Source organism: Verrucomicrobiia bacterium, from assembly GCA_035765895.1.
In the GTDB taxonomy this organism is placed as follows: domain Bacteria; phylum Verrucomicrobiota; class Verrucomicrobiia; order Limisphaerales; family DSYF01; genus DSYF01.
On record DASTWL010000011.1, the window covers coordinates 23,133 to 46,522 of the forward strand.

A 23,390-nucleotide genomic window follows, 5' to 3' on the forward strand; every position below is an offset into this window, starting at 1 on the left:
TTGAACCAGCGAACTGCCAATTCGCCAAGAGTTCGTGTTCGCCACCGCTCGCGTTTGGCTGATTTCCAAATTGCGTAATCGCGCCGCGGGCCTACTTTCTCCGGCATGAAACTGACCCTGAGTTCAGCCATCCTCGCCGGGTTGCTGGCCGGCGCCTGTCTGCCGGTGACCGGATGCAAATCCGTTTACTACGCCACCTACGAGAAGTTTGGGGTTTACAAGCGCGATCTGCTCAAGAAAAACGTCCAGGCCGCGCGCGATGACCAGCAAAAGGCGAGCGAGCAGTTCAAGGACGCGCTGACGAAACTCAAGGAGGTATATGCGTTCGACGGCGGCGAACTGGAAAAGGCCTATCGCGATTTGAACTCGGAATACGAAGATTCCGTGGATCGCGCGGCGGCAGTGCGCAAGCGGATTGCCGACGTGGAAACAGTGGGCAGCGATTTGTTCAAGGAATGGGAGGGCGAGATTCAGCAAATTTCCACGCCGTCGCTGGCCGAGAGCAGCCGCAAACAATTGCGGGAGACGCGCGCCAAATATGATCTGATGGTGGACGCGCTCAAACACGCGGAACAGAGCATGGAACCGGTGCTGACCAAGCTGCACGACCAGGTGCTTTACCTGAAGCACAACCTGAACGCTGCGGCCATCGCGTCCTTGCGCGGCGAGGCCACAAACATTCAGGCCGAAATCGCGAAACTCATTGCCGACATGAACGCGTCCATTGCCAAGGCCGACGAGTTCATCAAGACGATGGATTAAGCAGGGCTCGGTTCGAAACGCGAAACATACGCCACTGCCATGAACCCCGAACCCATCCTCGTCGGCCGCAGTCGGCAAACGGACCTTTTTCTCCTCCCGCCGATGGCGAATCGCCACGGACTTATTGCGGGCGCGACGGGGACGGGCAAAACCGTCACGCTGCAGGTGCTCGCCGAAAGCTTCAGCGCGCAGGGTGTGCCGGTATTCATGGCCGATGTGAAGGGGGATCTCGCCGGCATCAGCCAGCCCGGCGGGCAATCGCCCAAGGTGCAGGAGCGCATCGCGCAGTTGCAGCTCGCTGGCTATACGCCGGCAGGCTGCCCCGTTACTTTTTGGGATGTGTTCGGCCAGAACGGGCATCCGGTGCGCGCGACCGTTTCCGAGATGGGCCCGCTGCTCCTCTCGCGTTTGTTCAATCTCAACGAAACGCAGGCCGGCGTGCTGAACATTGTGTTCCGCGTCGCGGATGAACACGGCCTGCTGCTGCTCGACTTGAAGGACCTGCGGGCGACGCTGAATTACATCGGGCAGAACGCGGCCGCGTTCACGACGCAATACGGCAACATCTCCGCCGCGAGCGTGGGTGCCATCCAGCGGGCGCTGCTCGCCGTCGAGTCGGAGGGCGGCGACCAGTTCTTCGGCGAACCGGCGTTGAATCTGGACGACCTGCTGCAAACCGATCCGAACGGGCGCGGCGTGGTGAACATCCTGGCTGCCGACCGGCTCATGCAATCGCCCAAGGTCTATGCCACGCTGCTATTGTGGATGCTTTCCGAGTTGTTCGAGAACCTGCCCGAAGTCGGCGACCCGCCCAAGCCGAAGCTCGTCTTCTTCTTCGACGAGGCGCATCTGCTCTTCAACGACCTGCCGCCGGTGTTGCTGGAGAAAATCGAGCAGGTGGTGCGGCTCATACGATCGAAAGGTGTTGGCGTTTACTTTGTGACACAGAACCCGCGCGACGTGCCGGATACCGTGCTCGGCCAGCTCGGCAACCGTGTGCAACATGCTTTGCGTGCCTTTACGCCTGCGGATCAAAAGCCCGTGAAGGCCGCCGCGCAAACCTTCCGCGCAAATCCCGCGCTCAATACGGAGTCCGTCCTGACGGAACTTGGCGTGGGCGAGGCGCTGGTGTCGTTGCTCGACGAACGCGGGCAGCCGTGCGTGGTGGAACGGGCGATTATCGTGCCGCCGCGCAGCCAGATTGGTCCCATCCGGCCGGACCAGCGGCAGCAGCTCATGGCGAACTCCATCGTGGCGGGTGTGTATGAACAGGCGGTTGATCGCGATTCAGCCTACGAGAAACTGACAGGCGCAGTGGCGGCCAGCCCGTCCCAACAACAGGCGCCGCCCGTCCTCGAAGCGAAGCGAAGCCTCTACGACCGCATCTTTGGTGTGGACGACCCGAAGTCGAACGCGTCCCCTGCGTCTCCGCCCGGGTTGCCGACGGCGGCTCCCCGACGCCCGGCGGGCCGCCCGCCGCAAGGGATGGGGGAGATGCTCATGAAAGGCGCGGCCCGCACAGCGACGACAATTGTCGTGGGGCAGATTGTGCGCGGGTTGCTGGGCGGAATCCTGGGGGGCGGAAGACGGCGTCGGTGGTAGCGGAGCACGGTTACCGCTGGCGCTTCAGCGAAAGCCATACCGCACGAGCGACGCAGTTGGTTTCCAAGCCGCCGTCTCTTTTGGGCCCAGCGCTTGTCTCAGCGATCAGCCGTGTCGCCCCTTCGCTGCACCCAAACTATTCTCCGGCGGGTGGCTTTCAAGGGCCGACGAGGCGAAAAAACTGCGCCGCGGCGCTGGGCAGCAGCGTCACGCTGAGGAATCCGTTGGAGGTGACGGGAGGATTCGTTACGAGCGACCAGATTACGGGCGGCGCCAGGTTGGTGGCCGAATAGAGGCCCCAGTCGTTCGCCCAATCGGGCCAGGTGAACGTGAGCGAACCGCCAGCCGTGCCGACGGTCAGGGCGGGCAGCGGCAAAAGCACCGCGACGACCGCTGAATTGCTGCCGGTGCCGCAGGGGCTGTAGGCGGCGACCTTATAGTAATTGGTGGCGCCGACGACGGCGTTGGTGTCGGTGAAGCTGGTGGTGGTGAGGTTGCCGATGACTTGCGTGTAGGGACCGGCGGGGCTGGCGGACCAGTTCAGTTTGTAGCCGCTGGCGCCGGCGGCAGGCAGCCAGTCGAGGGAAACCTGGCGATTGCCGGGCGTGCCGCGCAAATCCTGCGGCGCGGCGGGTGGCGCACCCGATCCGATGCCGTATTTGCAGAGCAGGGCGTTTTCTTCGGCCGTGCGGTCCGCGGGCGTCAGGGCGGCGGCGAAAATTTTCACTTCGGCAAGATCACCGGTCAGAAAGTTGACCAGGGTTTGCTGCGCGCCGAGCACGAGTTGCGTCGGCGCGGTCAGGGATTGCGTGCCGCCGGTGGCCGTGCCTTGCACGGTGCCATCGACATAGAGTTCGAGCACGCCGCCGCTGCGCTGGCGCCGGAAGGTCACCAAGTGGGGCAGGCCGTTGTTGAAGCCGGAACTGCTGGAGGCGATGGTCGTGTCGGGCGCGCCGGTGCCGGCCAGCACGTAACCGTTCGTGTTGAGGCTCAGCCCAAAATCGCCCGCGACCCCGGAGACCTCGCCATTAACCAGTCCCGCGCCTTGATAGAACTGGGTGCCGGTGCCGATGCCCTGACTGCTGCGGTAAACACAGAGAATGGTGAAATCGTCTTCCACCGGTCGCGAGAGCGCGAGGTAGTTGCTGCTGGTGCCGTTGAAATGCACTGCGGGCAGGCCGTTGAGGGCCGCGGCGAGATAGGTTGGTTTCTGACTGGAAGTGGTTTGCAGGGCATCAAAGCCACGGCCGCTGACGTCCGGCCACGTGGAAACCGGCGCGCCGTTGGCGAGGCCGGTCAAGGCGTCGGCCTTCAGCCATGCCACCGGACTGGGCGGAACCGCGTAGGGCGCGGTGATGCTGACTTCGTCGGAATCGGCGCTTTCGCCAGATGCATTCATGGCGGAGACGACGTAATAGTAGGTCGTGCCGCCCACCGTGGTGGTGTCGGTGGCGCTGTTGACCGGAGGCGTGGCCACGACATCGGTGTAAGGCCCGCCGCTGACGGTCGCACGTTTGAGGCGGTAGCGGATGGCGTCCATGGCCGAGTTCCAGCCGAGCGAAACGCCGAGCGAACCCAACGCGGCCCGCAGGCCGGTCGGTTTCGGCGGCGCGGGCCGGGCGGGATTGTTGACGGTGCTTTGTCGCACGGTGAGGCCCACGTCGATGTATTGGCCGCCGCCGGTTTGATGGCAGTGAACGGCGAGCACGTTGTTCGCGTTCGGCACGAGTGCGGCCCGGCCGGCGGCGTTCACGGGGAGCAGGGTGTAACTGGTCGTGTAACCCGAGGCGCTGCCGGCAAGAACGCCGTTCACATAAATCTCCACGTCCTCGTCGTGATAGACGGTGAAGAAAAGGTTGCTGATTTGTTGCGCGGTCAGGCTGCCCGGATTGAAGTTCCGGCGCAGCCAGATGTCGGCGGTGTTCCACGTCGTGCGAATCAATCCCGTGGTGTTGGGCGGATTGTTCGCCCCGAAACCGGCCTGGCCTGATGACCACGCTGCGTCGTTGTAGTTGCTCGCATACCAGTTCGCGCCGGGTGTGCCGGTCGTGTATTTCCACGTTTGGCCGGCGGTTTGCGACGTTGGGAGCACCGTGGTCTGGGTGACGGCAGCACTGGCCGAGAAGACTGCGGCGCGGATGCGATCCGCGTCGGGCTTGCGCACCTTGCGGTCGTAAGTCAACAGGCCGTTCAACTCCGTTTCGACGTCGGTCGTCTGCGTGTAAACGGCGGCGCTCAGGCCATGATTCTGCACGAAGTCGGAAAGTTGAAAGCAGAAGTCCTCGAATTTGGCCGCCAGGTCATTGCCGTCTGTCGCGCCCACATAACCCCAGCCTGACGCCCAGGTGTGATTGGTGATGCCCAGGCCGACGCCGCCAAATTCGCCGCAAACGACCGCCTGGTTGGAACTGGTCGGGCACGCGGGATTTGGATAGCTGTGCCAGTCCAGAATGTCGCCGACGCCGTAGTAACTGCCGCCGCTGGCCTGGTTGACCAGGCGCGACGGATCAAGACTTTTGATTTCGCTGACGAGCGATTCCGTGTCGTGCTGGCCCTGCGATTCGTTGAAAATTACCCACATGATGATGGCCGGGTGATTCCAGTGATTGGTGACCATGCGCAGCAATTCACTCTCGAATTCCGGCACGTCGAGCGGCTGCGGATTGCCGGTGTAGGAATTCGCGCTGGGCATGTCCTGCCACACGAGCATGCCGAGTTTGTCCGCCCAATAATACCAGCGCGCCGGTTCCACCTTGATGTGTTTCCGGATCATGTTAAAGCCGAGCGTTTTTTCCTGTTCGATGTCGCTTTTGAGCGCGTCATCGGTGGGCGCGCGGTAGATGCCGTCCGGCCAGAAACCCTGGTCGAGGGGTCCGAATTGAAAGACGAACGAATTGTTCAGCAGCATCTTTACGAAGCCGTTGACGGTGCCGAGGCTGATTTTGCGCATGCCGAAGTAGCTCGTCACCGCATCCACCTGTGTCGGGCCGTTCGCGAGCGTGAGATCGAGGTCGTAAAGAAACGGATTGGTCGGACTCCACAGATTCGGGTTCGGCACGGGCAGGATGAGGCTGGCACCGGGTGCGCCGGACACGGTGCTCACGAGGTTGGTGCCGATGCGGGCCACGGCCTGCACCGAAATCCCGTTCGTCGGACCGGCCACATTGACGGTCACCGTCAACCGCTGATTGTCGATGTCGGGCACCGCGTGAAAGCTGGCGATGCGGGTGGCGGGCACAGGCTCGAGCCAGACGGACTGCCAGATGCCGCTCGTCGGCGTATACATGATGCCGCCGGGATACAAGGTTTGCTTGCCGCGCGGTTCACCGGCGCCATCCGTGGGATCGTAGACGCGGACAATCAACTCCTGCGGTCCAGTGCCATTCAGATACGGCGTGATGTCATACGTGAAGGCATCGTAGCCGCCGTGATGCAGTCCAACGCTCTGGCCGTTGACGAACACTTCCGCCTCCCAATCCACGGCGTCGAGATGCAGCAGGAGGTGTTGCCCCTGCCAGTCCGGTGGAACCGTGAACGTGCGGCGATACCAGGCACGGTCGTAATGCTGCATGACGCCCGACAAGGCGGACTCCATCGGGTAGGGCACGAGAATGTCGCCCGCGAGCGTCTGATGGGTCGGCACCGAATCGTTCGCCGCGCCCGCCTGGAATTGCCAGAGCCCGTTCAGGTTCAGCCACTGGGCGCGGACCATCTGGGGCCGGGGATACTCGGGCAACGGCGCGTTGGTATCGACCAGTTGCGCCCAATCCGTCAGCAGCGGCGCGGTTTTCAATTGCCAGGCGGCGGCGGGACGGGGCAGCCAGGCGAGCAGGGCGCCCGCCATCAATCCGGTCCAAAGGTGCGGGCGTTGCCGCAACAATGCAGAGATCATCATGAGTTTCAGTGCGCGGACAGCATTGGCCATGTCGCCACCGAATGTGAACAACTTAATTCAAAGGCGTTTTGCGGCACCCAATGCTGATGCCCAACACGGTGGGTCATCGTGGCGCCGGAAGCACGTCGCATGAACGGGTGACAGTGTTGCAACACGTGCGCCGTCGGCGGGCACAATGAGGGCTCCGGGCCGCCGCCGGGTCACGCGAGCAGCTCCTGGATTTCCTTCCAGCTCAACGCCGCGGCAAATTCCGCTTCGCCGCCGAGCGTCGCTTGAATCACCTCGCGTTTGCGGTTTTGCAGCGCCACAATTTTTTCCTCCACGGTGTCCCGCGCGATGAGTTTGTAACTCGTGACCACGCGCGTCTGGCCGATGCGGTGCGCCCGGTCTGTTGCCTGATCCTCCACGGCCGGATTCCACCAGGGATCGAGATGAATCACCGTGTCGGCACCGGTTAAATTCAAGCCCACGCCGCCGGCCTTCAGGCTGATGAGAAACACCGGAATCGTTGCGTCCCGCTGAAATTGCTCCACCACGCGGGCGCGGTCCGCGGTCGAGCCATCGAGGTAGCAAAAGGCGATGTCCTCGCGGGCGAGCCGTTCCTTGACCAGGCTCAGGAGGCTTACGAACTGGCTGAACACCAGCACGCGATGGCCGCCGTCGATGACTTCCTCCAGCAGTTCATCGAACAGGTCCAGCTTGCCGGAAGCGTTCGCGGCGTTGACGTTGTCGAGCTGCAGGAGCCGCAGGTCGCAGCAAATCTGCCGCAGGCGCAACAAGGCATTGAGGGCAACCATGCGGCTTTTGGCTTCGCTCGACGCGCCCTCGGCGGCCAGAACCTCCTGGCGCGTGGCTTCGATGACCTGCTGATACACGGTGCGCTGGTCGCTGGTCAGTTCACAAAAGGAAACCTGCTCGATCTTCGCCGGCAAATCGGCGGCGACTTCGCGTTTGAGCCGGCGCAGCAAAAACGGCCGCAACCGGCGCGCCAGCCGCGCCTGCGCCTCGGTGTTCTTCTCGCGCGTGATGGGCAGCTCGTAGCGTTCACGGAAATCCTTCGAGGTGCCCAGATAGCCGGGCATTAAAAAGTCGAAGATGGACCACAGATCGAGCACCGAGTTTTCGAGTGGTGTGCCGGTGAGCACGAGCCGGTGGCGCGACCGCACCGCCTTGACGGCCTGCGCGTTCTGGGTTTGGCGGTTTTTGATGTGCTGGGCTTCGTCCAGGACCACGGTGTCGAACTCCAGTTCCCGATACCGCTCCGTGTCGCGGCGGATCAGCGCGTAGCTGGTGACAACCACGTCGCTGGTCGCTGCGCCCGCAAAGCGCGTGTGGCGGTCGGTGCCATGCAGGGCGAGCACCTTGAGTTCCGGCGTGAACCTGCGCGCTTCAGCCACCCAGTTCGCAACGAGACTCGTCGGACAAACAATCAAGTGCGGCAACGGGCCGGCAGCACCCTTGGCGGGTGCCGCGCATTGCCGTGCGGCGCGGAGGTGCGCGAGGGTCTGCAACGTTTTGCCGAGGCCCATCTCATCGGCGAGAATGCCGCCAAAGCCGTTCGCCCGCAAAAACTGGAGCCACGCCACGCCGTGTTTTTGATACGGGCGCAACACGGATTCCAAATCGCCCAGCGGCGGACAGACGAGTTTGGCTTCGCCGCGTTGCTGGGCCGCCCGCTCGCGCCACGCGGCCGGCGCTGCGAACTTCCAGGCGCCGTGCTCACGCAGGGAGGCGTCTAGAAAGCCCGCCTGCGCCTGGCTGAGGCGGTAGCCGTTCGCGTGTTGCTGCGGTGCGCAATCGAGCAGCACCTCCTGCAATTCCTCCACCGCGCCGGTGTCGATGAGCGCCAGCTTGCCGTTCTTCAGGCGTGTGTGGCTCTGGCCGGACAGCAGCAGCCGCTGGATGTCGGCGGCGTTGAACGTCTCGCCGCCCGAACTGGCGAACACGACGCCCAAATCAAACCACTGCACGCCGGACGACGTGATTTCAAAGCGCGGCTCGATGCGTTCCAAATTCTGCCGCTTGCTGCGCTCGAGGCGTTCTTCGAGGTTCACGACCCATTCGCGCTCCAACTGCGGGAATTCGCGGGCGAAGAAATTCAACACGGCGCCCTGGCCGTTCAATTGCCAGTGGCCCTGTGCGTCGGGTCCGGAAAAACCGCTGCGGTGGAGTCGGGCGAGGGCGGCGCGCTCGGCAGCCGGATCGCGCGTGGCATAGCGCGTGGGCACTTCCGGATCGGGCAGCCACACGCTTTCGTCCGTGGCGGTGACGCCGGCGGTCATGATGCGCGGTCCGTAGGCGCATTGGAGCAGGGCGGTGAGCTGGGCGAGTCCGCCTTTGAGTTCGAGGAGAAAACGCGGCGCCTGCGGGGCGAGGGTGAAATCCTCCAGCCTGAAGTTGGCCTCGACCTGGCCGTCGGCCTGCCACTGCGGCCACTGCTGGCTGAGAAACTGAGGGACGTGCAGGCGCGGGATGCGCACCGGCCCACGCAAGACATCGCGCGCCACCGGCGGCAGGCCGAGTGGCTGCAAGGTTCCGGCCTGCCAGGCCCAGTCACCGACGAGCGTAGCCGGCGGCCTGGACTTCAGGGCAAGGGTGATTTCGCCATTCGGCTCCAGGGTCGCGCGCAAGGGCAATGACAGCGGCGAGCACGAAACCGTCAGTGAACTGGCCTTGCCCAGGGTGAGGCGCTCGTGGCCCGCCAGCCGCGGCAGCAGAGCGGCAAATTGCGCCGCGTCGAGTTGCAACACCGCCGCCGTTTCGCCGCGGGTCAAGGTTTCGACATGATCCAAAATCGCGTTGTCCGCCGGCGCAAAGGCAAATGCGCGTCCTTTGGGCAAGGCATTGAGCGGGCAGCGGCCTCCTCCCCATTGGGCTTCAAAGACGACCATGATCCGGCCCCGCGTGAGCGCCTGGTCGAAGTTGGGCGGGAGAATGAGCCACAACTCGGCCGGCTCGCCATTCGCTTCGCGGCGCAGGCCGGCGACGGGTTTGGCCGGGGCCGGCGGCGGCACGCTGGCAACGGAACGCCGCGGCGCGGGCGCGGCGCCGGGCTGGCGGGACTTCAACCAATGCAGGCCCACCGCCACGCTGTGGGCGCAGATTTTTCCCCACTGCCGCGCATCGCGGCACGTGCACAGATTTTCGATGTCGATGCGGTCCTTGATGACCAGCGAGGCGCGGAACGAGAGGTCACCGGCCTGCACGACGCCACGCAACAAGGGCGGTTCCCAAAACGAACTGAGCACCTGGCCCTGTGCGAGGTAGGCGCGGGCCATCTTCATCGCCTCCCATCCGGCGGCGTTGCTGAGCAGCGATTCGGTCAGTTCAACCGGCATCAGGCGAGTATGCCCGGGTGGCGGGGGGCGGCTCAAGGATGCAACGGGCGGGACAGAGCGTGGCTGGCGCCGCGAGTTTTCGCCTTTAATCCGCGGCCGCCGCTGACTATAAAAACCGGGTGTCAGACATCTCGGTCATCAACGCCAGCACGCGCCTCTGCGCGGTGTTCGGCCATCCCATCCGCCATTCCGCGTCGCCCGCAATGCAGAACGCCGCGTTTGCCCAGCTGGGATTGAACTGGTGTTACGTGGCGTGTGACGTCCGGCCGGAGGAATTGCGGGCGGCGTTGCTGGGCGCCAAATCGATGCAGTTCTCCGGACTGAATCTCACCGTGCCGCACAAGCTTCTCGCGCTGGACATGGTGGATGTGCTCGACGAATCCGCGCGCAACTGGGGAGCCGTGAACACCATTCGCTTCGAAGGCCGGGACAAGAGCGGCACGTGGATGCCGCTGGATCAATTCGCCGAGACGCCGCCGGAGAAGGTGCGTTCGCTCGGCTTCAACACCGACGCCGATGCGATTACCCGGGCGGTGCGTGAGTCGTTGGGCATGGAACTTGAAGGAAAGCGCGTGTTGGTGATTGGCGCGGGCGGCGCCGGTCGCGTGGCGGCGTTGAAGCTGGCGGCGGAGAATGTTGGCGAGCTGTATCTCGTCAATCGCACCGAGTCCAAGGCCGCCACGGTCGCGGCGGAAATCCGCCGGCGCCACCTGCGGATGAAGGTGCAGCTGGGTTATCCGCGCGGCGACATCGATCTGGCCATCAATGCCACGTCGCTGGGATTGCTGCCCGGCGACGCCTTGCCGTGGGACGGCAGGCAGTTTTCCCTCCGCCAGGCCCACGCGGTGTATGACATGATTTATCGTCCGGCGGAAACGCCGTTCCTCGCCGCCGCCAAGGCCGGAGGCAGCAAAACCGCCAACGGGCTGGAAATGCTGCTCTACCAGGGCGCCGCGGCCTTTGAATTATGGACCGGCCATCGGGCGCCGTTGAACGTCATGCGGGCGGCATTGGAGGCAAACATTTATGGGACTTAGCGCTGTTTTTGACCGCAGCAACTGGGTGGGGATTCCCTTTCATTTCTGGTCCGCCGTCATTTTCTGGCTGGGCTGCATGGTGGGCAGTTTTTTGAACGTCTGCATCCACCGGATGCCGCTCGGACTCAGCGTCGTTCATCCGCCGTCGCATTGTCCGCACTGCAAATACTCCATTCCGTGGTATCTGAACGTGCCGTTGCTGACGTGGTTGATGCTGCGGGGCAAATGCAAAAACTGCGGCGCGCCCATTTCGATCCGCTACTTTCTCGTCGAGCTGCTGACCGGACTGCTGTTTCTAGCCTCCTGGTTGCAGTTTGGCGGGCAGTCACCGGTCCGGGCGCTGGCCTGCTGTGTTTTGCTGGCGGGTTTGATCGCGGCCACGTTCATTGACTTCGAGCATTTCATCATTCCGGATGAAATCACCATCGGCGGCATCGTGGTGGGATTTGTGCTTTCGTTCTTCCTGCCCGAGTTGCACGGGCAAACCACGCTGACGGGCGGCATCACGCACAGCCTCGCCGGCATCGGGGTGGGTGGCGGGGTTATTTACGCTATTTTGCGGCTCGGCAAATTGCTGTTCGGGCGGCAACGCGTCGCGCTGCCCGCCGACACCAAAATCATTTTCGGCGAAACTGCCGTGGTGCTGCCGGACAAGGAAATCCCCTACGAGGAGCTGTTTTATCGCAAGAGCGATGTCATCGTGCTCCAGGCGCGCACGGTGGAACTGGTGGATCGCGGCTACCGCAACGTTGAAGTGCGGCTCAGTCCGGAGCGTTTGCGCATTGGCGGGGAGGATTTCGATCCCGAGACGGTGAAACATCTCGAAGCCGTGAGTGCGGAGATCACACTGCCGCGGGAGGCCATGGGGTTCGGCGACGTGAAATTCATGGCCGCCATCGGAGCCTTCCTCGGCTGGCAGGCCACCATTTTCTCGCTTATGGTCAGTTCCATGATCGGCGCCGCAGTAGGCGTGGGGTTGATCGTGCTGCGCAAACAACAATGGTCCTCGCGCCTGCCCTACGGACCCTACATCGCGCTGGCCGCAGTCGTCTGGTTGTTCGGCGGGCGCGCCCTTTGGACGGAATTATTCCTGCCGCGCTGAGCGGCGGGGGCACCATTCCTCAGTTGCGGGTCACGGAAGCGACGGCTTCACGCAGAATTGCGGCGCTGTGTTGCAGGCCGTTTTTTTCGGCGTCGTTCAAGGGCAGGGGAATCGCGGCCAATGCTCCCGCGCCGCCCACCAAATGAGGCAACGCCAGAGTGACGTTGTCGAGTCCGGCCACAGCAGTAATGCGCGTGGTGATGGTAAGAATGGCCCGTTGATCGTGCAGGAGCACCTCCACCAGCCGTGCGACGGCGCTGCCAATGCCATAGTAAGTCGCGCCCTTGCCGGCGATGATGTGATACGCCGCACGCCGCACCTGTTCATCGATGTTTTGACGGTCGTCCCCGGTCAGCGGTTTTTCCTGCACGCGGCTGAACTCAGCCAGGCTCATGCCGGCAATCGACGCCTGGGACCAGGTCAACACCTCGGAATCACCGTGCTCGCCAATCACGTAGGCATGCACGTGATGCGGATCCACGCCGAAGTGGCGTCCCAACAAGGCCCGGAACCGGGCGGTGTCGAGCATGGTTCCCGAACCAATGACGCGGGTGGCGGGCACGCCGCGTTGGGCCGCGAAATGCGCCGCCAGATGAGTGAGAATGTCCACCGGATTGCTGACCACCAGCAGCACGGCCTGTGGCGCGTGGGAGAGGATGCCGGGCACCACCTCGCTCAAAACGGCGGCGTTGCGTTGCAGCAGTTGCAGCCGCGTTTCGCCCGGCTTCTGCGCCACTCCGGCCGCAATAACCACCACCGATGCGCCTGCAAGGTCGGCATAATCTCCGGCCCGGACGGTCAGCGCGTGCGCGAACGGCACGGCGTGATAAATGTCATTTGCCTCGGCCTGGGCCCGGGCGCGATTGAGATCGACCAGCACGATTTCCCGGCCCACGCCGCGCATTACCAGCGCAAACGCCGAGGCCGAGCCCACCATGCCGCAACCCACGATGCCAATTTTCATAGTGACGATTACTGTAGTTCCCGGCCCGATTGCCGCCAGCCGAAAGGCGGGCGGTCAGACAAGCGTATTGAGGCACTGGGCGGGGCCGGCTCAGCTGTGCCCGGCCGTCCCTGCGTCAAAGCCTTTGAGCACGAACTGGGCAAGCATCTCCGCCACCGCTTCGGTGGGAATGAGGTCGGTATTGATGACCAGGTGGTAAAGCTGGGGGTTGGCGACGTCTTCACCGAAATACTTCTTCACGAACCGGCGCCGCCCCAGATCATGTTGCTGGATGAAATCGAGCGCCGATTTACGGGTCATGCCGCGATTCTCCGCCAGGCGTCGCACGCGCGCTTCCAGCGAGCCGACCAGGCGCACGTGCAGCACGTCCGGCAGCTTGCGCGTGACGATGCTGCTGCCGCGGCCGATGAGGATGACGTTGCCCAGCGCCGCCAGTTGCAACATGGTTTCAGTCGTTTGCTGCACGAGCGTCCACGACGCCGGGCGCAGGCCGAACACTTCGTCCATGATGTCCTGAAGTTCGGTGAGGCGGTCTTCCGGGAAGAACTTGTGCAGGCGCGCGGGCAGTTGATGATCTTCCAGCACCTTCTCGATGAGATTGCGGTCAAAAATCGTCCACGGGCGCGGCGCCTTGCGATCCGCCTCGTCCAGCAATTCGACCAGGTGACGCGCCACGACATTCGCACCGCTGCCGGCTTCCCGGGACAAGGTCACCGCGCGGAAACGTTTTTGCGGCGTGGCGGAAGGGCGGATGCCGGTTTTGATCTGCGTGCTGAGGTAGGACTGGCACCGTTCGAGGCGAAGGTTTTCATTCATGATTCCTCCACAACGTGGCGGGTTGTTGTTGCGGTCGGCAGAGCGGAAAATCCAGCCCGTCCCTTTGGCGGGCGGTGCCGCGCGACCGGGCTCTCGAATCGCACCGGCCGGCTGCGGCCTTCCCCGGTGGCACCAACTGGAACACACGGTTTCACCTGTTCCAAATTAGCTCACCCTTAGGAGCTTGCAAACGCGTTCTTGCGCATTCCTGCGCGGCGCGATGCCGGCCAGCTCGTTCAAGCCACCACCAGATTCACCATCCTCTTGGGCACCACGACGACTTTTTTCACGGTCTTGCCTTCGATTGCCGCTTTGATTTTTTCGGAGGCGAGTGCGGCGGACTCCATCTCGGCTTGCGAGGCGGTCGCGGAAATCTTGATGACGTCGCGCAGTTTGCCGTTCACCTGCACGGGAATCTCGATTTCCGATTCGACGAGCAGGCTTGCATCAAACTTGGGCCACGGAGCGTAGGCCAGGGAGGTTGAGGGTTGAGGGTTGAGGGTTGATAACCTCGACCAAAGTTCCTCCGCCAGATGCGGAGCGAAGGGCGCAAGCAACTGGAGGAAGGTTTTCAGAGTCGCAACCGGCCTGGCCTCCCAAGTCATCGCGTCATTGATGAACACCATCATCGCCGAGATGGCCGTGTTGAAGCGCATCGCGTCGAGGTCTTCGGTGACTTTCTTGATGCACGTGTGCAGCGTCTTGAGTTGCGCCGGCGTGGCGGCCACGTCCCGGATGCGCGCATCGAGCTTGATCAAGTTCAGCAGTTCTGCGCGTCCCTGCGTCTCCGCGGTGGTTTCTGCCTGCTCAAACTCCGTCTCGGACTTTTCATCCACGAACAACCGCCACACGCGGCCGAGGAAACGATACACGCCCTCGACGCCCTTGGTGTTCCACGGCTTGGTGTCCTGGAGCGGGCCCATGAACATTTCGTAAAGGCGGAATGCATCCGCGCCGAACTCTTTGAGGATGTCGTCGGGATTCACGACGTTGCCGCGCGACTTGGACATCTTCTGGCCGTCTTCGCCGAGGATGAGCCCTTGGTTGACGAGCTTGAAGAACGGCTCAGGTGTCGAAACGTGACCGAGGTCGAACAAAACCTTGTGCCAGAATCGCGCGTAGAGCAGATGCAACACGGCGTGTTCCGTGCCGCCGACGTATAAATCCACGCCGGGCGTGGATTTGGTTGAGGGTTGAGAGTTGACGGTTGATGAACCGGAAACGCCCATCCAATACGCTTCGGCCTCCTTGCCGACGAACGTGCCGCCGTTCTTCGCATCGAGGTAGCGCAGGTAATACCAGCAACTGCCAGCCCATTGGGGCATGGTGTTCGTCTCGCGTGTGGCACCGTCGGGGAGATTGACCCAATCCGTCGCCCGCGCGAGCGGGGGCTGGCCGTCAGGGGTGGGTTTGTAATCTTCGAGCGTCGGCGGGAGCACGGGCAGCGCGCTTACGGGCAGCGCCTCGTGATGGCCGTTCTTCCAAACGATGGGGAAGGGCTCGCCCCAATAGCGCTGCCGGCTGAACAGCCAGTCGCGCAGCTTGTAGTTGATGGTCTTCTTGCCGAGACCCTTTTCCTCCAGCCAGGCGGTGATTTTCCGCTTCGCCTCGGGCGTGGGCAGCCCGGTGATGAAACCGGAGTTCACGCTGACGCCGTCATCGGTGAAACCCTGCCAATCTGTTTTTGCATCGTTCGGCTGGACGACTTGCACGATGGGCAGGTTAAATTTCTGGGCGAACTCGAAGTCGCGGGTGTCGTGCGCCGGCACGGCCATGATGGCGCCGGTGCCGTAGCTGGCGAGCACGTAGTCGGCAATCCAGATGGGAATCTGCTCGCCGTTGACGGGATTGAGGGCGTAAGCGCCGATGAACACGCCGGTCTTTTCCTTGGCGAGTTCGGTGCGTTCGAGATCGGATTTGCCGGCGGCGTAGGCCTTGTAATCTTCGACAGCTTTCTTCTGTTCAGCCGTCGTGAGTTGCGGAACGAGTTTGTGTTCCGGCGAAAGCACTATGTAGGTCGCGCCGAACAACGTGTCGGGGCGGGTGGTGAACACGCGGATCTTTTCGCCTGAGCCAGCGACTTGGAAATCCACTTCCGCGCCTTCGCTGCGACCGATCCAGTTCCGCTGCATTTCCTTGAGCGAGTCGCTCCAGTCAATCGTGTCGAGGTCGGCCAGCAGCTTTTCCGCGTAGGCGGTGATGCGGAGCATCCATTGGCGCATCGGCCTGCGGATGACGGGAAAGCCGCCGACTTCGCTCTTGCCGTCGATGACTTCTTCGTTCGCCAAGACGGTGCCGAGTTCGGGGCACCAGTTCACCGGCGCTTCACTGACGTAAGCGAGGCGTTTGGAGTCACGGTAGGCGCGGCGCGCGGCTTCGAGTGGAGCGCTGCTGTCCTCAGCCGCAGCGCTTTCGCCAACCGGACCCGCTGCGGCTGAGGGCAGCCGCGGTCCAGCCAGCTCGGGCGGATATTTTAACGTTTCAATCGGCTCCGCTTTGTTTGTCTCGGGATTGAACCACGAGTTGTAAATCTGGAGAAAAATCCACTGCGTCCAGCGGAAGTATTCCGGATCGGTGGTGGCTACTTCGCGCGACCAGTCGTAGCTGAAGCCGAGCGATTTGATCTGCCGCGTGAAGTTCGCGATGTTCTGCTCCGTGGTCTTGCGCGGATGCTGGCCGGTTTTGACGGCGTATTGCTCGGCGGGCAGGCCGAAGGAATCCCAGCCCATCGGATGCAGCACATTGAAGCCGCCCGCGCGGCGGTAGCGGGCGAGAATGTCCGTGGCCGTGTAACCCTCCGGATGGCCGACATGCAATCCCGCGCCGGACGGGTAGGGGAACATGTCGAGGATGTAGAACTTGGGCGGCAGGTCGTTTGCCGTCGCTTTTTTGCCCGCCAGTCCGTGGCGCAGTCCGAAAGGATGATTCGCCGGGATGGTTTCGCCCGGGTTGAAGGCGCGAAACGCCTGCTGCTCGTCCCAGGCTTGCTGCCATTTGGCTTCGATCAGATGAAACGGATACTGTCGCCGCGACATAGGCCGGCAAGGATGTGGAAACCACGCGAGCCGGGCAATCGCTGATTTCGCGCTGCGGCGTGCTCCTAACCTCCGGGCGCGCCGGGTCGTGCGGGACGATTGGCCGAAGACGCGCCGGCATGGCCAGAAGCGCGGCTGGGCTTTTTTTGGCTTTTGGCAAAGCAACCGGCGAGTAGCCCGGATTGATTTTTCGGCGTTCACTGGAAACGGTTATCAATGCCACCAAGGCGGTCCGTCGGTGCGAACATGGGTGCGTTATGAATGCGCGTATTACAGCCGTTCCCGAAGCGGCGGCCGGCGATCACCAGGGGGCGACGCCAGTGACCGTCCGCCGTTTCCTCGGCATTGATCTGGGCGCGGAAACACTGAAGATCGTGGAAGTCTGTGAAGCGGGCGGCCGGATCACACCCATCCGGCGTCGGCTGGTGGAACATCACAAGAAGCCCGGGCCGTGCCTGCTTGAGCTGCTCCGGGAATTCGACTGGGACAACGTCCATGGTGCTGCCATCAGCGGCCGGCTTGCCCGGCTGGTTACGTTGCCGCGGATTCCCACCAAGCAGGCCCAGGCGAGCGGCTTCCGCTTTCTGTTTGGGCAGCGCGCCGCCACGGTGGTGGCCATTGGCAGCCACGGTTTTTCCGTGCTGGAACTGCGCCCCAACGGACTGGAAGTGCTGCGCGAAAACAGCCGTTGCTCGCAGGGCACGGGGAATTTTCTGCGGCAACTGTGCGAGCGCTTCAATCTCACGCCCGCCGCCGCGAGCGAGGTGTGTGCGGATGTGCAGCAATCCGCCCCGCTTTCCGGACGCTGCCCGGTCATCCTCAAGACCGACATGACGCACCTCGCGAACAAAGGCGAAAGCCGGGAGGCCATTCTCGCCGGGCTGTTCGATGCCGTGTGCGAAAACGTCCTCGTGCTCGTCAAACCCGGGGTCAGTCCGCCGGACGTGGCGCTCATCGGCGGGGTGAGCCGGTCACGGCGCATCCGCAACACCTTTGCCGCCAAACTGGCCGCGCAAGGCATGAACCTTCTCGAAGTGGAAGCCGCGGACGTGGAATTTTTTGACGCCATCGGCTGTGCGCTCCAGGCCGCCGCCAAACCGGCGCCGGTGCCGCCGCTGGAAGAATTGTTGATCACCAATTCCGAAGCCCGGCTCGACACGGTCGAAGCGTTAAGCGGCGCCTTGCGCCTCGTGCGGCGCCTGCCCCCACCGGTTCCGCCCGCCCGCAACGGCCACGTGCGCCAACTGATCTTCGGCTTCGACATCGGCTCGACCGGTTCCAAAGCTGTGGCGCTGGATGCGGCGACGGACGAGACGATTTGGGAAGGCTACCGGCGCACGTCCGGGGATCCCGTCGGGGCCGCCCAGGAGCTGCTGGCGCGCTTCGTGACGGAATGCGGATCTGAAGGCGTCATCCGGGCCTTTGGCGTCACGGGCAGCGGCCGCGAAATCGCCGGCTCGCTGCTCACCACGTGCTACGGCGGCGACGCGGTGTTCATCCTGAATGAAATCGCCGCCCATGCCGAAGGGGCGCGGCACTTTGATCCGCGGGTGGACACCATTTTTGAAATCGGCGGGCAGGATGCCAAATACATCCGGCTCGCGGATGGCCGCGTGGTGGATTGCGCGATGAACGAAGCGTGCAGCGCGGGCACCGGTTCGTTCATTGAGGAGCAGGGCGGCAAGTTTGCGGGTATTGCCGGCGTGGTGCAGCTCGGTGAAGAGGCGTTGCGCGCCGGGCGGTGCGTTTCGCTCGGGCAACATTGTTCCGTTTTCATGGCGGAAGTGATTGGTGAAGCGGTGGCCGCGGGGCGCGAACAGCGCGAGATCATCGCCGGGCTTTACGATTCAATCATCCAAAACTACCTGCATCGTGTGAAAGGCAACCGCTCGGTGGGCGCGGTGATTTTCTGTCAGGGCATGCCGTTCGCGTCCGATGCGCTGGCGGCGGCGGTGGCCCGGCAGACCGGGAGTGAAATCATCATCCCGCCGAACCCCGGCACCGTCGGGGCGCTTGGCATCGCGCTGCTGGCCCGTCACGAAACGAACTGGCTGGCGAACGCCATGCTCGATCCACAACGCTTCCTGGAAGCGCGCATCGAGGCGAAGGAAACCTTCAACTGTCGCTCGACCGTGGGGTGCGGCGGCGTAGGAAACCGTTGCCGCATTGATTCCATCCGCACCGTCGTGGCCGGCCGGCAACAGCGCTTCAACTGGGGCGGCGCCTGTGCGCTCTACGACAAGGGCACGCGCAAACGCAAGCTGCCGGACCGCTCGCCCGACCCGTTCCGCGAGCGCGAAGACCTGATTCAGGCATTGCTCGCCACCAACGACGCCCGGCCGGGCGCCAAGGTCATCGCGCTGACCGACGAGTTCGGGCTGAAGGGGACCTTTCCGTTCTTCGTCACGTTCTTCCGCGCGCTCGGCTTTCAACTGCGCGTCAGCACGGGCGCGGACCACGCGGTGCTCAAACGCGGCGTGAAGGAGGCGAACATTCCGTATTGTGCGCCGATGCAGCTCTACCACGGTCTGACCAGCCAGATGGCTGACGCGCCGTGTGATTATATTTTCCTGCCGATGGTGTGCAGCCTGAACCGCGTGGGCGGCGAAGAACATGCAAAAGTCTGCCCCATCGTGCAGGCGAGCCCATGGATTCTTCAACGCGACTTCGACAGCAGATTGAACGGCAATGTGCTGTCGCCGGTGATCGAGGTCGGCGCGGGGAACTACGACTCTGCCGAGTTCAAAGCCAGCTGTGCCCGGCTGGCAGCCCAGTTGGGCTTTGCCGCCGAAGTCCAGTGGCAACCCGCGTTTCGAGCCGCCGTCGCGGCGCAACAACAATTCGACGCAGATTGCCGGTCCATCGGCGAACGCGCGCTGACCTTTTGCGCCGGGCACAAATTGCCGGCCGTGGTGGTGCTGGGGCGGCCCTACACGATTTACAACAAGGTGCTCAACTCGAATGTGCCGGCGATTCTCCGCGAGCAGGGGGCGATGGGGATTCCCGTCGATTGTTATCCGTTGGGCGGCGACGTGCCGGTGTTTGGCGACATGTATTGGGCGCACGGTCAGCGGATTCTCCGCGCCGCGCATCAGATTCGCCGCGCACCGGGCATTTACGCGGTTTATTGCAGCAACTATTCCTGCGGCCCGGACAGCTTCAACCTCCACTTCTTTGCCTACATCATGGACGGCAAACCGTTCGCGATCATCGAGACGGACGGTCACGCGGGAGACGCGGGCACCAAAACGCGCATCGAGGCGTTCCTGCACTGTGTGGCGGGAGAACTCAAAGCCGCGGCGGCGACGGCAAAAACGCCGAATCGTTTTGCCGCCTTGCAGCCTGCGCGGCTTGCGGTGGCGGACTTTCAACGGGACCAGCGCATCTTGATTCCGCCGCTGGGACCGAACTCTGACGTGCTCGCGGCGGGTTTGCGCGGGCTGGGTTACCGCGCGGAAACGTTGCCGCCCGTGGACGCCGCCGCGTTGCGGCTCGGGCGGCGGTTTACGTCCGGCAAGGAGTGTGTGCCGATGTGCATGACACTGGGCGGCCTGCTGCAACGCATGAGCGAACTGCCAGCCGATGAGCACGTCATTTACGCGCTGCCGGGGGGGAGCGGCCCGTGCCGGTTTGGTGTTTACAACCTGCTGAACCAGCTCACGCTCGAACGGGCCGGCCTGCGTGAGCGCGTGCACATCTGGGCGCAGCACGAGGAGGGCTACTTCGACCGGTTGCCGCCGGGCTTTGCGTTGCTGGTGTTCGCGGGCTTCACGGCGGCGGATGCCTTGCAGGAAATGCTGCTGGAGGTGCGTCCCGGCGAGAAAAATCCCGGCGCCGCCCAGGCGATTTACGAGCGCGCCACCCGCAAATTGCATCGCCGGCTCGAAGACCGCGCCATGGGGGACTTGGGTCTGACCCGCGCGCTCTGGCAGGTGGCCGGAGGAAATCTCTTTGGACTGCGGCGTCTGCTCACGCAGGCGGCGCGCGAGTTCGCGGCGGCACGGGGCGAAACGGAGCGTCCACGCGTGCTGGTGGTGGGCGAGATTTACGTGCGCTCTAACGCGTTCGCGAACGACCACGTCGTCGCGCGCTTGGAGGAACGGGGGTTGCGGGTTGCGCTGGCGCCGTGTGGAGAGTTCATCGAATACGTGGACCATCTCAACCATGTGGTGCATCGTCGCGGCGGGTGGAGCAGCCATATCAGCATGGCCGTTCAGGATCGCGTGCGCGCGCTGGTGGCCCGCGTCGGGCAACGCGAACTTGGCATGCATCCACCGGTGCCGGTGGCGGAGACGCTGGCTGCCGCTGGGGATTACCTGCCCGTCAGTCACGAAGGCGAGGCGGTGCTCACCCTGGGCGCGGCCCTGCACCATTGGCGCGCTGGCCAGATTGACGCCGTGGTGAACGTGGGGCCGCTGGAATGCATGCCCACCAAGGTGGCCGAGGCGCAATTCTTCCACATCGCGCAAAAGGAAGGTCTGCCGACGCTGACCCTCGCGCTGAACGGCGACCCGCTGAACCCGGAGGCACTGGACAATTTCGTCTTTGAAGTGCAGGAGCGTTTTCGGAGGAAGGTCGAATCGAGCTGTGCTTCCGTCAATTTTGCCGGGAAGTGTTGAGGCGGGTTTCGGACGTTCCAAGGCGCACAACGACGATTCGTGGTGGCGCTCTGGAACCACGACGAATCGTGTTCCCCCGCAATTTTTCCTTTTTCCGTCGCAGCCTTGCACGTTGAATGAACCGGATGTCGCGCGACTATGTCTTGCAGCCGTTCCGGGCGCCGGTGGAGCTTGCCATCCATTATGCCCAGGAGCTGAACGAGCAGCAACTGGCGGCCGTCACGGCGCCGCCGGGGCCGGCCCTCGTGATCGCCGGCGCGGGCTCGGGCAAGACGCGGACGCTGACCTATCGCGTGGCCTACCTGCTGGAGCAGGGCATCCCGCCGGACCGCATGTTGCTCCTCACCTTCACCAACAAGGCGGCCAAGGAGATGATGCGGCGCGTGGCGGATTTGCTCGGACAGGATTTGCCCGCGCTGTGGGGCGGCACCTTTCATTCCGTCGGCAACCGCATCCTGCGCCAGCACGCCCCCAAGCTCGGTTTCGGCCGGGACTTCACCATCCTCGATCGCGATGACGCCAAGGCGCTCATCAAGTCGTGCATCGCCGAGGCGCAGATTGACGTGAAGGCGACGCGCTTTCCCAAGCCGGAAGTGCTGGCGGAGGTCTTTTCGCTCGCGGTGAACACCCACAAGTCCGTCGCGGAAATCATCGGCGAACAATACGATCATTTTGCGCATCTCACGCCGGCCATTGCCGGGCTGGCCCAGCGTTACGCGGACAAGAAGCGCGCCACAAATGCCATGGACTTCGATGATTTGCTGGTGCTCTGGCTGCGGCTGTTGCAGGAGCACAACGACATTTGCGAGCAATTTCAGCGGCGGTTCCAGTTCATTCTCGTGGACGAGTATCAGGACACGAACAAGCTCCAGAGCGATTTGATCGATCTGCTCGCGGCGCGCAGCCGGAACGTGATGGTGGTGGGCGATGACGCGCAGAGCATTTATGCGTGGCGCGGGGCGAATTTTCAAAACATCCTGAAGTTCCCCGAGCGTTATCCGGGCGCGAAGGTGTTCAAGATCGAAACCAACTACCGCAGCACGCCGGAGATCTTGAATGTGGCGAACGCGGCCATCACCGCGAACGTAAACCAGTTTGCCAAGGAGCTGACGCCGGCGCGGAAACCGGGGATGAAACCGGCGCTGGTCACGTGCGAGGATGCCGGACAGCAGGCGGCGTTTGTGGCGCAGCGAATGTTGGAGTTGCGGGAGGAGGGCGCGGCGCTGGACGACATTGCGGTGCTGTATCGCTCGCATTTTCACGCACTCGAACTGCAACTGGAGCTCACGCGGCGGAACATTCCGTTTACGATCACCAGCGGCATCCGGTTCTTCGAGCAGGCGCACATCAAGGACGTCACGGCTTACATCAAGTTCGTGACGAATCCGCGGGATGAACTGTCGTTCAAGCGCGTGGTGGAATTGTTGCCGGGCGTGGGCGGCAAGGCGGCGGACAAGTTGTGGGCCGGGTTTTGTGCGGAGTGCGGAGTGCGGAGTGCGGAATTGGGGATGGGAACATCCAATAACCAACAACCAACAACCACCGTTCAATCGGAGGACGCGAACGCAACACGCGCTACGCAACCGGTTGCCCTCCTAGCCACGGCGCTCCAGAAATGTTCCAAAGCCGTGCCGAAGAAAGCCGCCACTGCGTGGGCGCAGTTCGTGGCAACGCTGGCGCAACTGGAGGCGCCGGACGTGCGCCATAGTGCAGCGAAGATGATCAAGCTCGTCATCGACGCAGGTTACGACGATTACCTGATTGAGAATTACGACAATCACGCGAACCGGCTGGATGACCTGGAGCAACTGGCGATATTCGCGCGGCAATTGCCCGACGTGGAGGATTTTCTGACGCAACTGGCGTTGCTGACGAACGTGGAGGCCGAGGACGATAAACCCAAGCCGCAGGATGAAGAATCGGTGAAGCTTTCGACGATCCACCAAGCCAAGGGGCTGGAGTTCGACATCGTGTTTGTGATCATGCTGTGCGACGGGCTGTTTCCCTCGGCGCGCTCGCTCGACACGTCCGAGGGATTGGAGGAGGAGCGGCGGTTGTTCTACGTGGCGGTGACGCGGGCGCGGAACGAGCTTTACCTGAGTTACCCGCTGGTGCGGAAAGGGTTTGCCGGTGACGCGTTTGATTTGCAGCAGCCGTCGCGCTTCCTGAGAGAAATTCCCGCAGACCTGCTGGGGGAGTGGAATCTGCGCGCTTACTGAG

At 63.2% G+C, this 23,390-nt stretch carries 11 protein-coding genes; 6 read left to right on the forward strand and 5 right to left on the reverse strand.

The genetic code is table 11. The features are described from left to right. The first annotated feature begins 105 nt into the window (after positions 1–105). Together VFV96_02285 and VFV96_02290 are read left to right on the forward strand one after the other, a co-directional pair. Complete coding sequence (locus VFV96_02285) at positions 106–762, forward strand: DUF2959 domain-containing protein (GenBank protein HEU5069221.1); 657 nt, start codon at positions 106–108, stop codon at positions 760–762. Between the two features lie 39 nt (positions 763–801). Next, complete coding sequence (locus tag VFV96_02290; protein HEU5069222.1) at positions 802–2,364, forward strand: helicase HerA-like domain-containing protein; 1,563 nt, start codon at positions 802–804, stop codon at positions 2,362–2,364. Between the two features lie 157 nt (positions 2,365–2,521). On the opposite strand, the gene VFV96_02295 is transcribed toward VFV96_02290, so the two are convergent. Beyond that, positions 2,522–6,259: a LamG-like jellyroll fold domain-containing protein gene (locus VFV96_02295; protein ID HEU5069223.1), complete on the reverse strand. Its 3,738-nt coding sequence runs from the start codon at positions 6,257–6,259 to the stop codon at positions 2,522–2,524. Positions 6,260–6,459: 200 nt separating this feature from the next. Next, positions 6,460–9,597 (reverse strand): DEAD/DEAH box helicase, encoded by a 3,138-nt coding sequence (locus VFV96_02300; GenBank protein HEU5069224.1) that lies wholly within the window; start codon positions 9,595–9,597, stop codon positions 6,460–6,462. Between the two features lie 119 nt (positions 9,598–9,716). Between VFV96_02300 and VFV96_02305 the strand changes: the two genes are divergently transcribed. Further along, the gene (locus tag VFV96_02305; protein HEU5069225.1) at positions 9,717–10,634 is read left to right on the forward strand and encodes a shikimate dehydrogenase; all 918 of its coding nucleotides are present in this window, start codon (positions 9,717–9,719) and stop codon (positions 10,632–10,634) included. Beyond that, on the forward strand, positions 10,624–11,736 hold the full coding sequence (locus tag VFV96_02310) for a prepilin peptidase (GenBank protein ID HEU5069226.1): 1,113 nt from the start codon (positions 10,624–10,626) through the stop codon (positions 11,734–11,736). The genes VFV96_02305 and VFV96_02310 overlap by 11 nt, the downstream gene beginning before the upstream one ends. 19 nt (positions 11,737–11,755) lie before the next feature. On the opposite strand, the gene VFV96_02315 is transcribed toward VFV96_02310, so the two are convergent. The 3 genes from VFV96_02315 to leuS all read right to left on the reverse strand — a co-directional run bounded on the left by VFV96_02315 (position 11,756) and on the right by leuS (position 16,551). Next, positions 11,756–12,700: an L-lactate dehydrogenase gene (locus VFV96_02315; GenBank protein ID HEU5069227.1), complete on the reverse strand. Its 945-nt coding sequence runs from the start codon at positions 12,698–12,700 to the stop codon at positions 11,756–11,758. Positions 12,701–12,790: 90 nt separating this feature from the next. Then, complete coding sequence (locus VFV96_02320; protein HEU5069228.1) at positions 12,791–13,516, reverse strand: cytidylate kinase-like family protein; 726 nt, start codon at positions 13,514–13,516, stop codon at positions 12,791–12,793. A 236-nt stretch (positions 13,517–13,752) separates the two neighbouring features. Then, the gene (gene leuS / locus VFV96_02325) at positions 13,753–16,551 is read right to left on the reverse strand and encodes a leucine--tRNA ligase (GenBank protein ID HEU5069229.1); all 2,799 of its coding nucleotides are present in this window, start codon (positions 16,549–16,551) and stop codon (positions 13,753–13,755) included. A 257-nt stretch (positions 16,552–16,808) separates the two neighbouring features. Between leuS and VFV96_02330 the strand changes: the two genes are divergently transcribed. Both VFV96_02330 and VFV96_02335 read left to right on the forward strand, forming a co-directional pair. Next, positions 16,809–21,170, forward strand: coding sequence for an acyl-CoA dehydratase activase-related protein (locus VFV96_02330; GenBank protein ID HEU5069230.1), 4,362 nt, complete (start codon positions 16,809–16,811; stop codon positions 21,168–21,170). Positions 21,171–21,295: 125 nt separating this feature from the next. Then, positions 21,296–23,389, forward strand: a complete 2,094-nt coding sequence (locus VFV96_02335) for a UvrD-helicase domain-containing protein (protein ID HEU5069231.1) — start codon at positions 21,296–21,298, stop codon at positions 23,387–23,389. Position 23,390 lies beyond the last annotated feature (1 nt).

Bases quoted from the DNA above. Each gene is read 5' to 3' on its own strand.
- VFV96_02285 (HEU5069221.1), top strand. From the start codon at position 106: ATGAAACTGACCCTGAGTTCAGCCATCCTCGCCGGGTTGCTGGCCGGC.
- VFV96_02290 (HEU5069222.1), top strand. From the start codon at position 802: ATGAACCCCGAACCCATCCTCGTCGGCCGCAGTCGGCAAACGGACCTT.
- VFV96_02295 (HEU5069223.1), bottom strand. From the start codon at position 6,259: ATGATGATCTCTGCATTGTTGCGGCAACGCCCGCACCTTTGGACCGGA.
- VFV96_02300 (HEU5069224.1), bottom strand. From the start codon at position 9,597: ATGCCGGTTGAACTGACCGAATCGCTGCTCAGCAACGCCGCCGGATGG.
- VFV96_02310 (HEU5069226.1), top strand. From the start codon at position 10,624: ATGGGACTTAGCGCTGTTTTTGACCGCAGCAACTGGGTGGGGATTCCC.
- VFV96_02315 (HEU5069227.1), bottom strand. From the start codon at position 12,700: ATGAAAATTGGCATCGTGGGTTGCGGCATGGTGGGCTCGGCCTCGGCG.
- VFV96_02320 (HEU5069228.1), bottom strand. From the start codon at position 13,516: ATGAATGAAAACCTTCGCCTCGAACGGTGCCAGTCCTACCTCAGCACG.
- leuS (HEU5069229.1), bottom strand. From the start codon at position 16,551: ATGTCGCGGCGACAGTATCCGTTTCATCTGATCGAAGCCAAATGGCAG.
- VFV96_02330 (HEU5069230.1), top strand. From the start codon at position 16,809: ATGAATGCGCGTATTACAGCCGTTCCCGAAGCGGCGGCCGGCGATCAC.
- VFV96_02335 (HEU5069231.1), top strand. From the start codon at position 21,296: ATGTCGCGCGACTATGTCTTGCAGCCGTTCCGGGCGCCGGTGGAGCTT.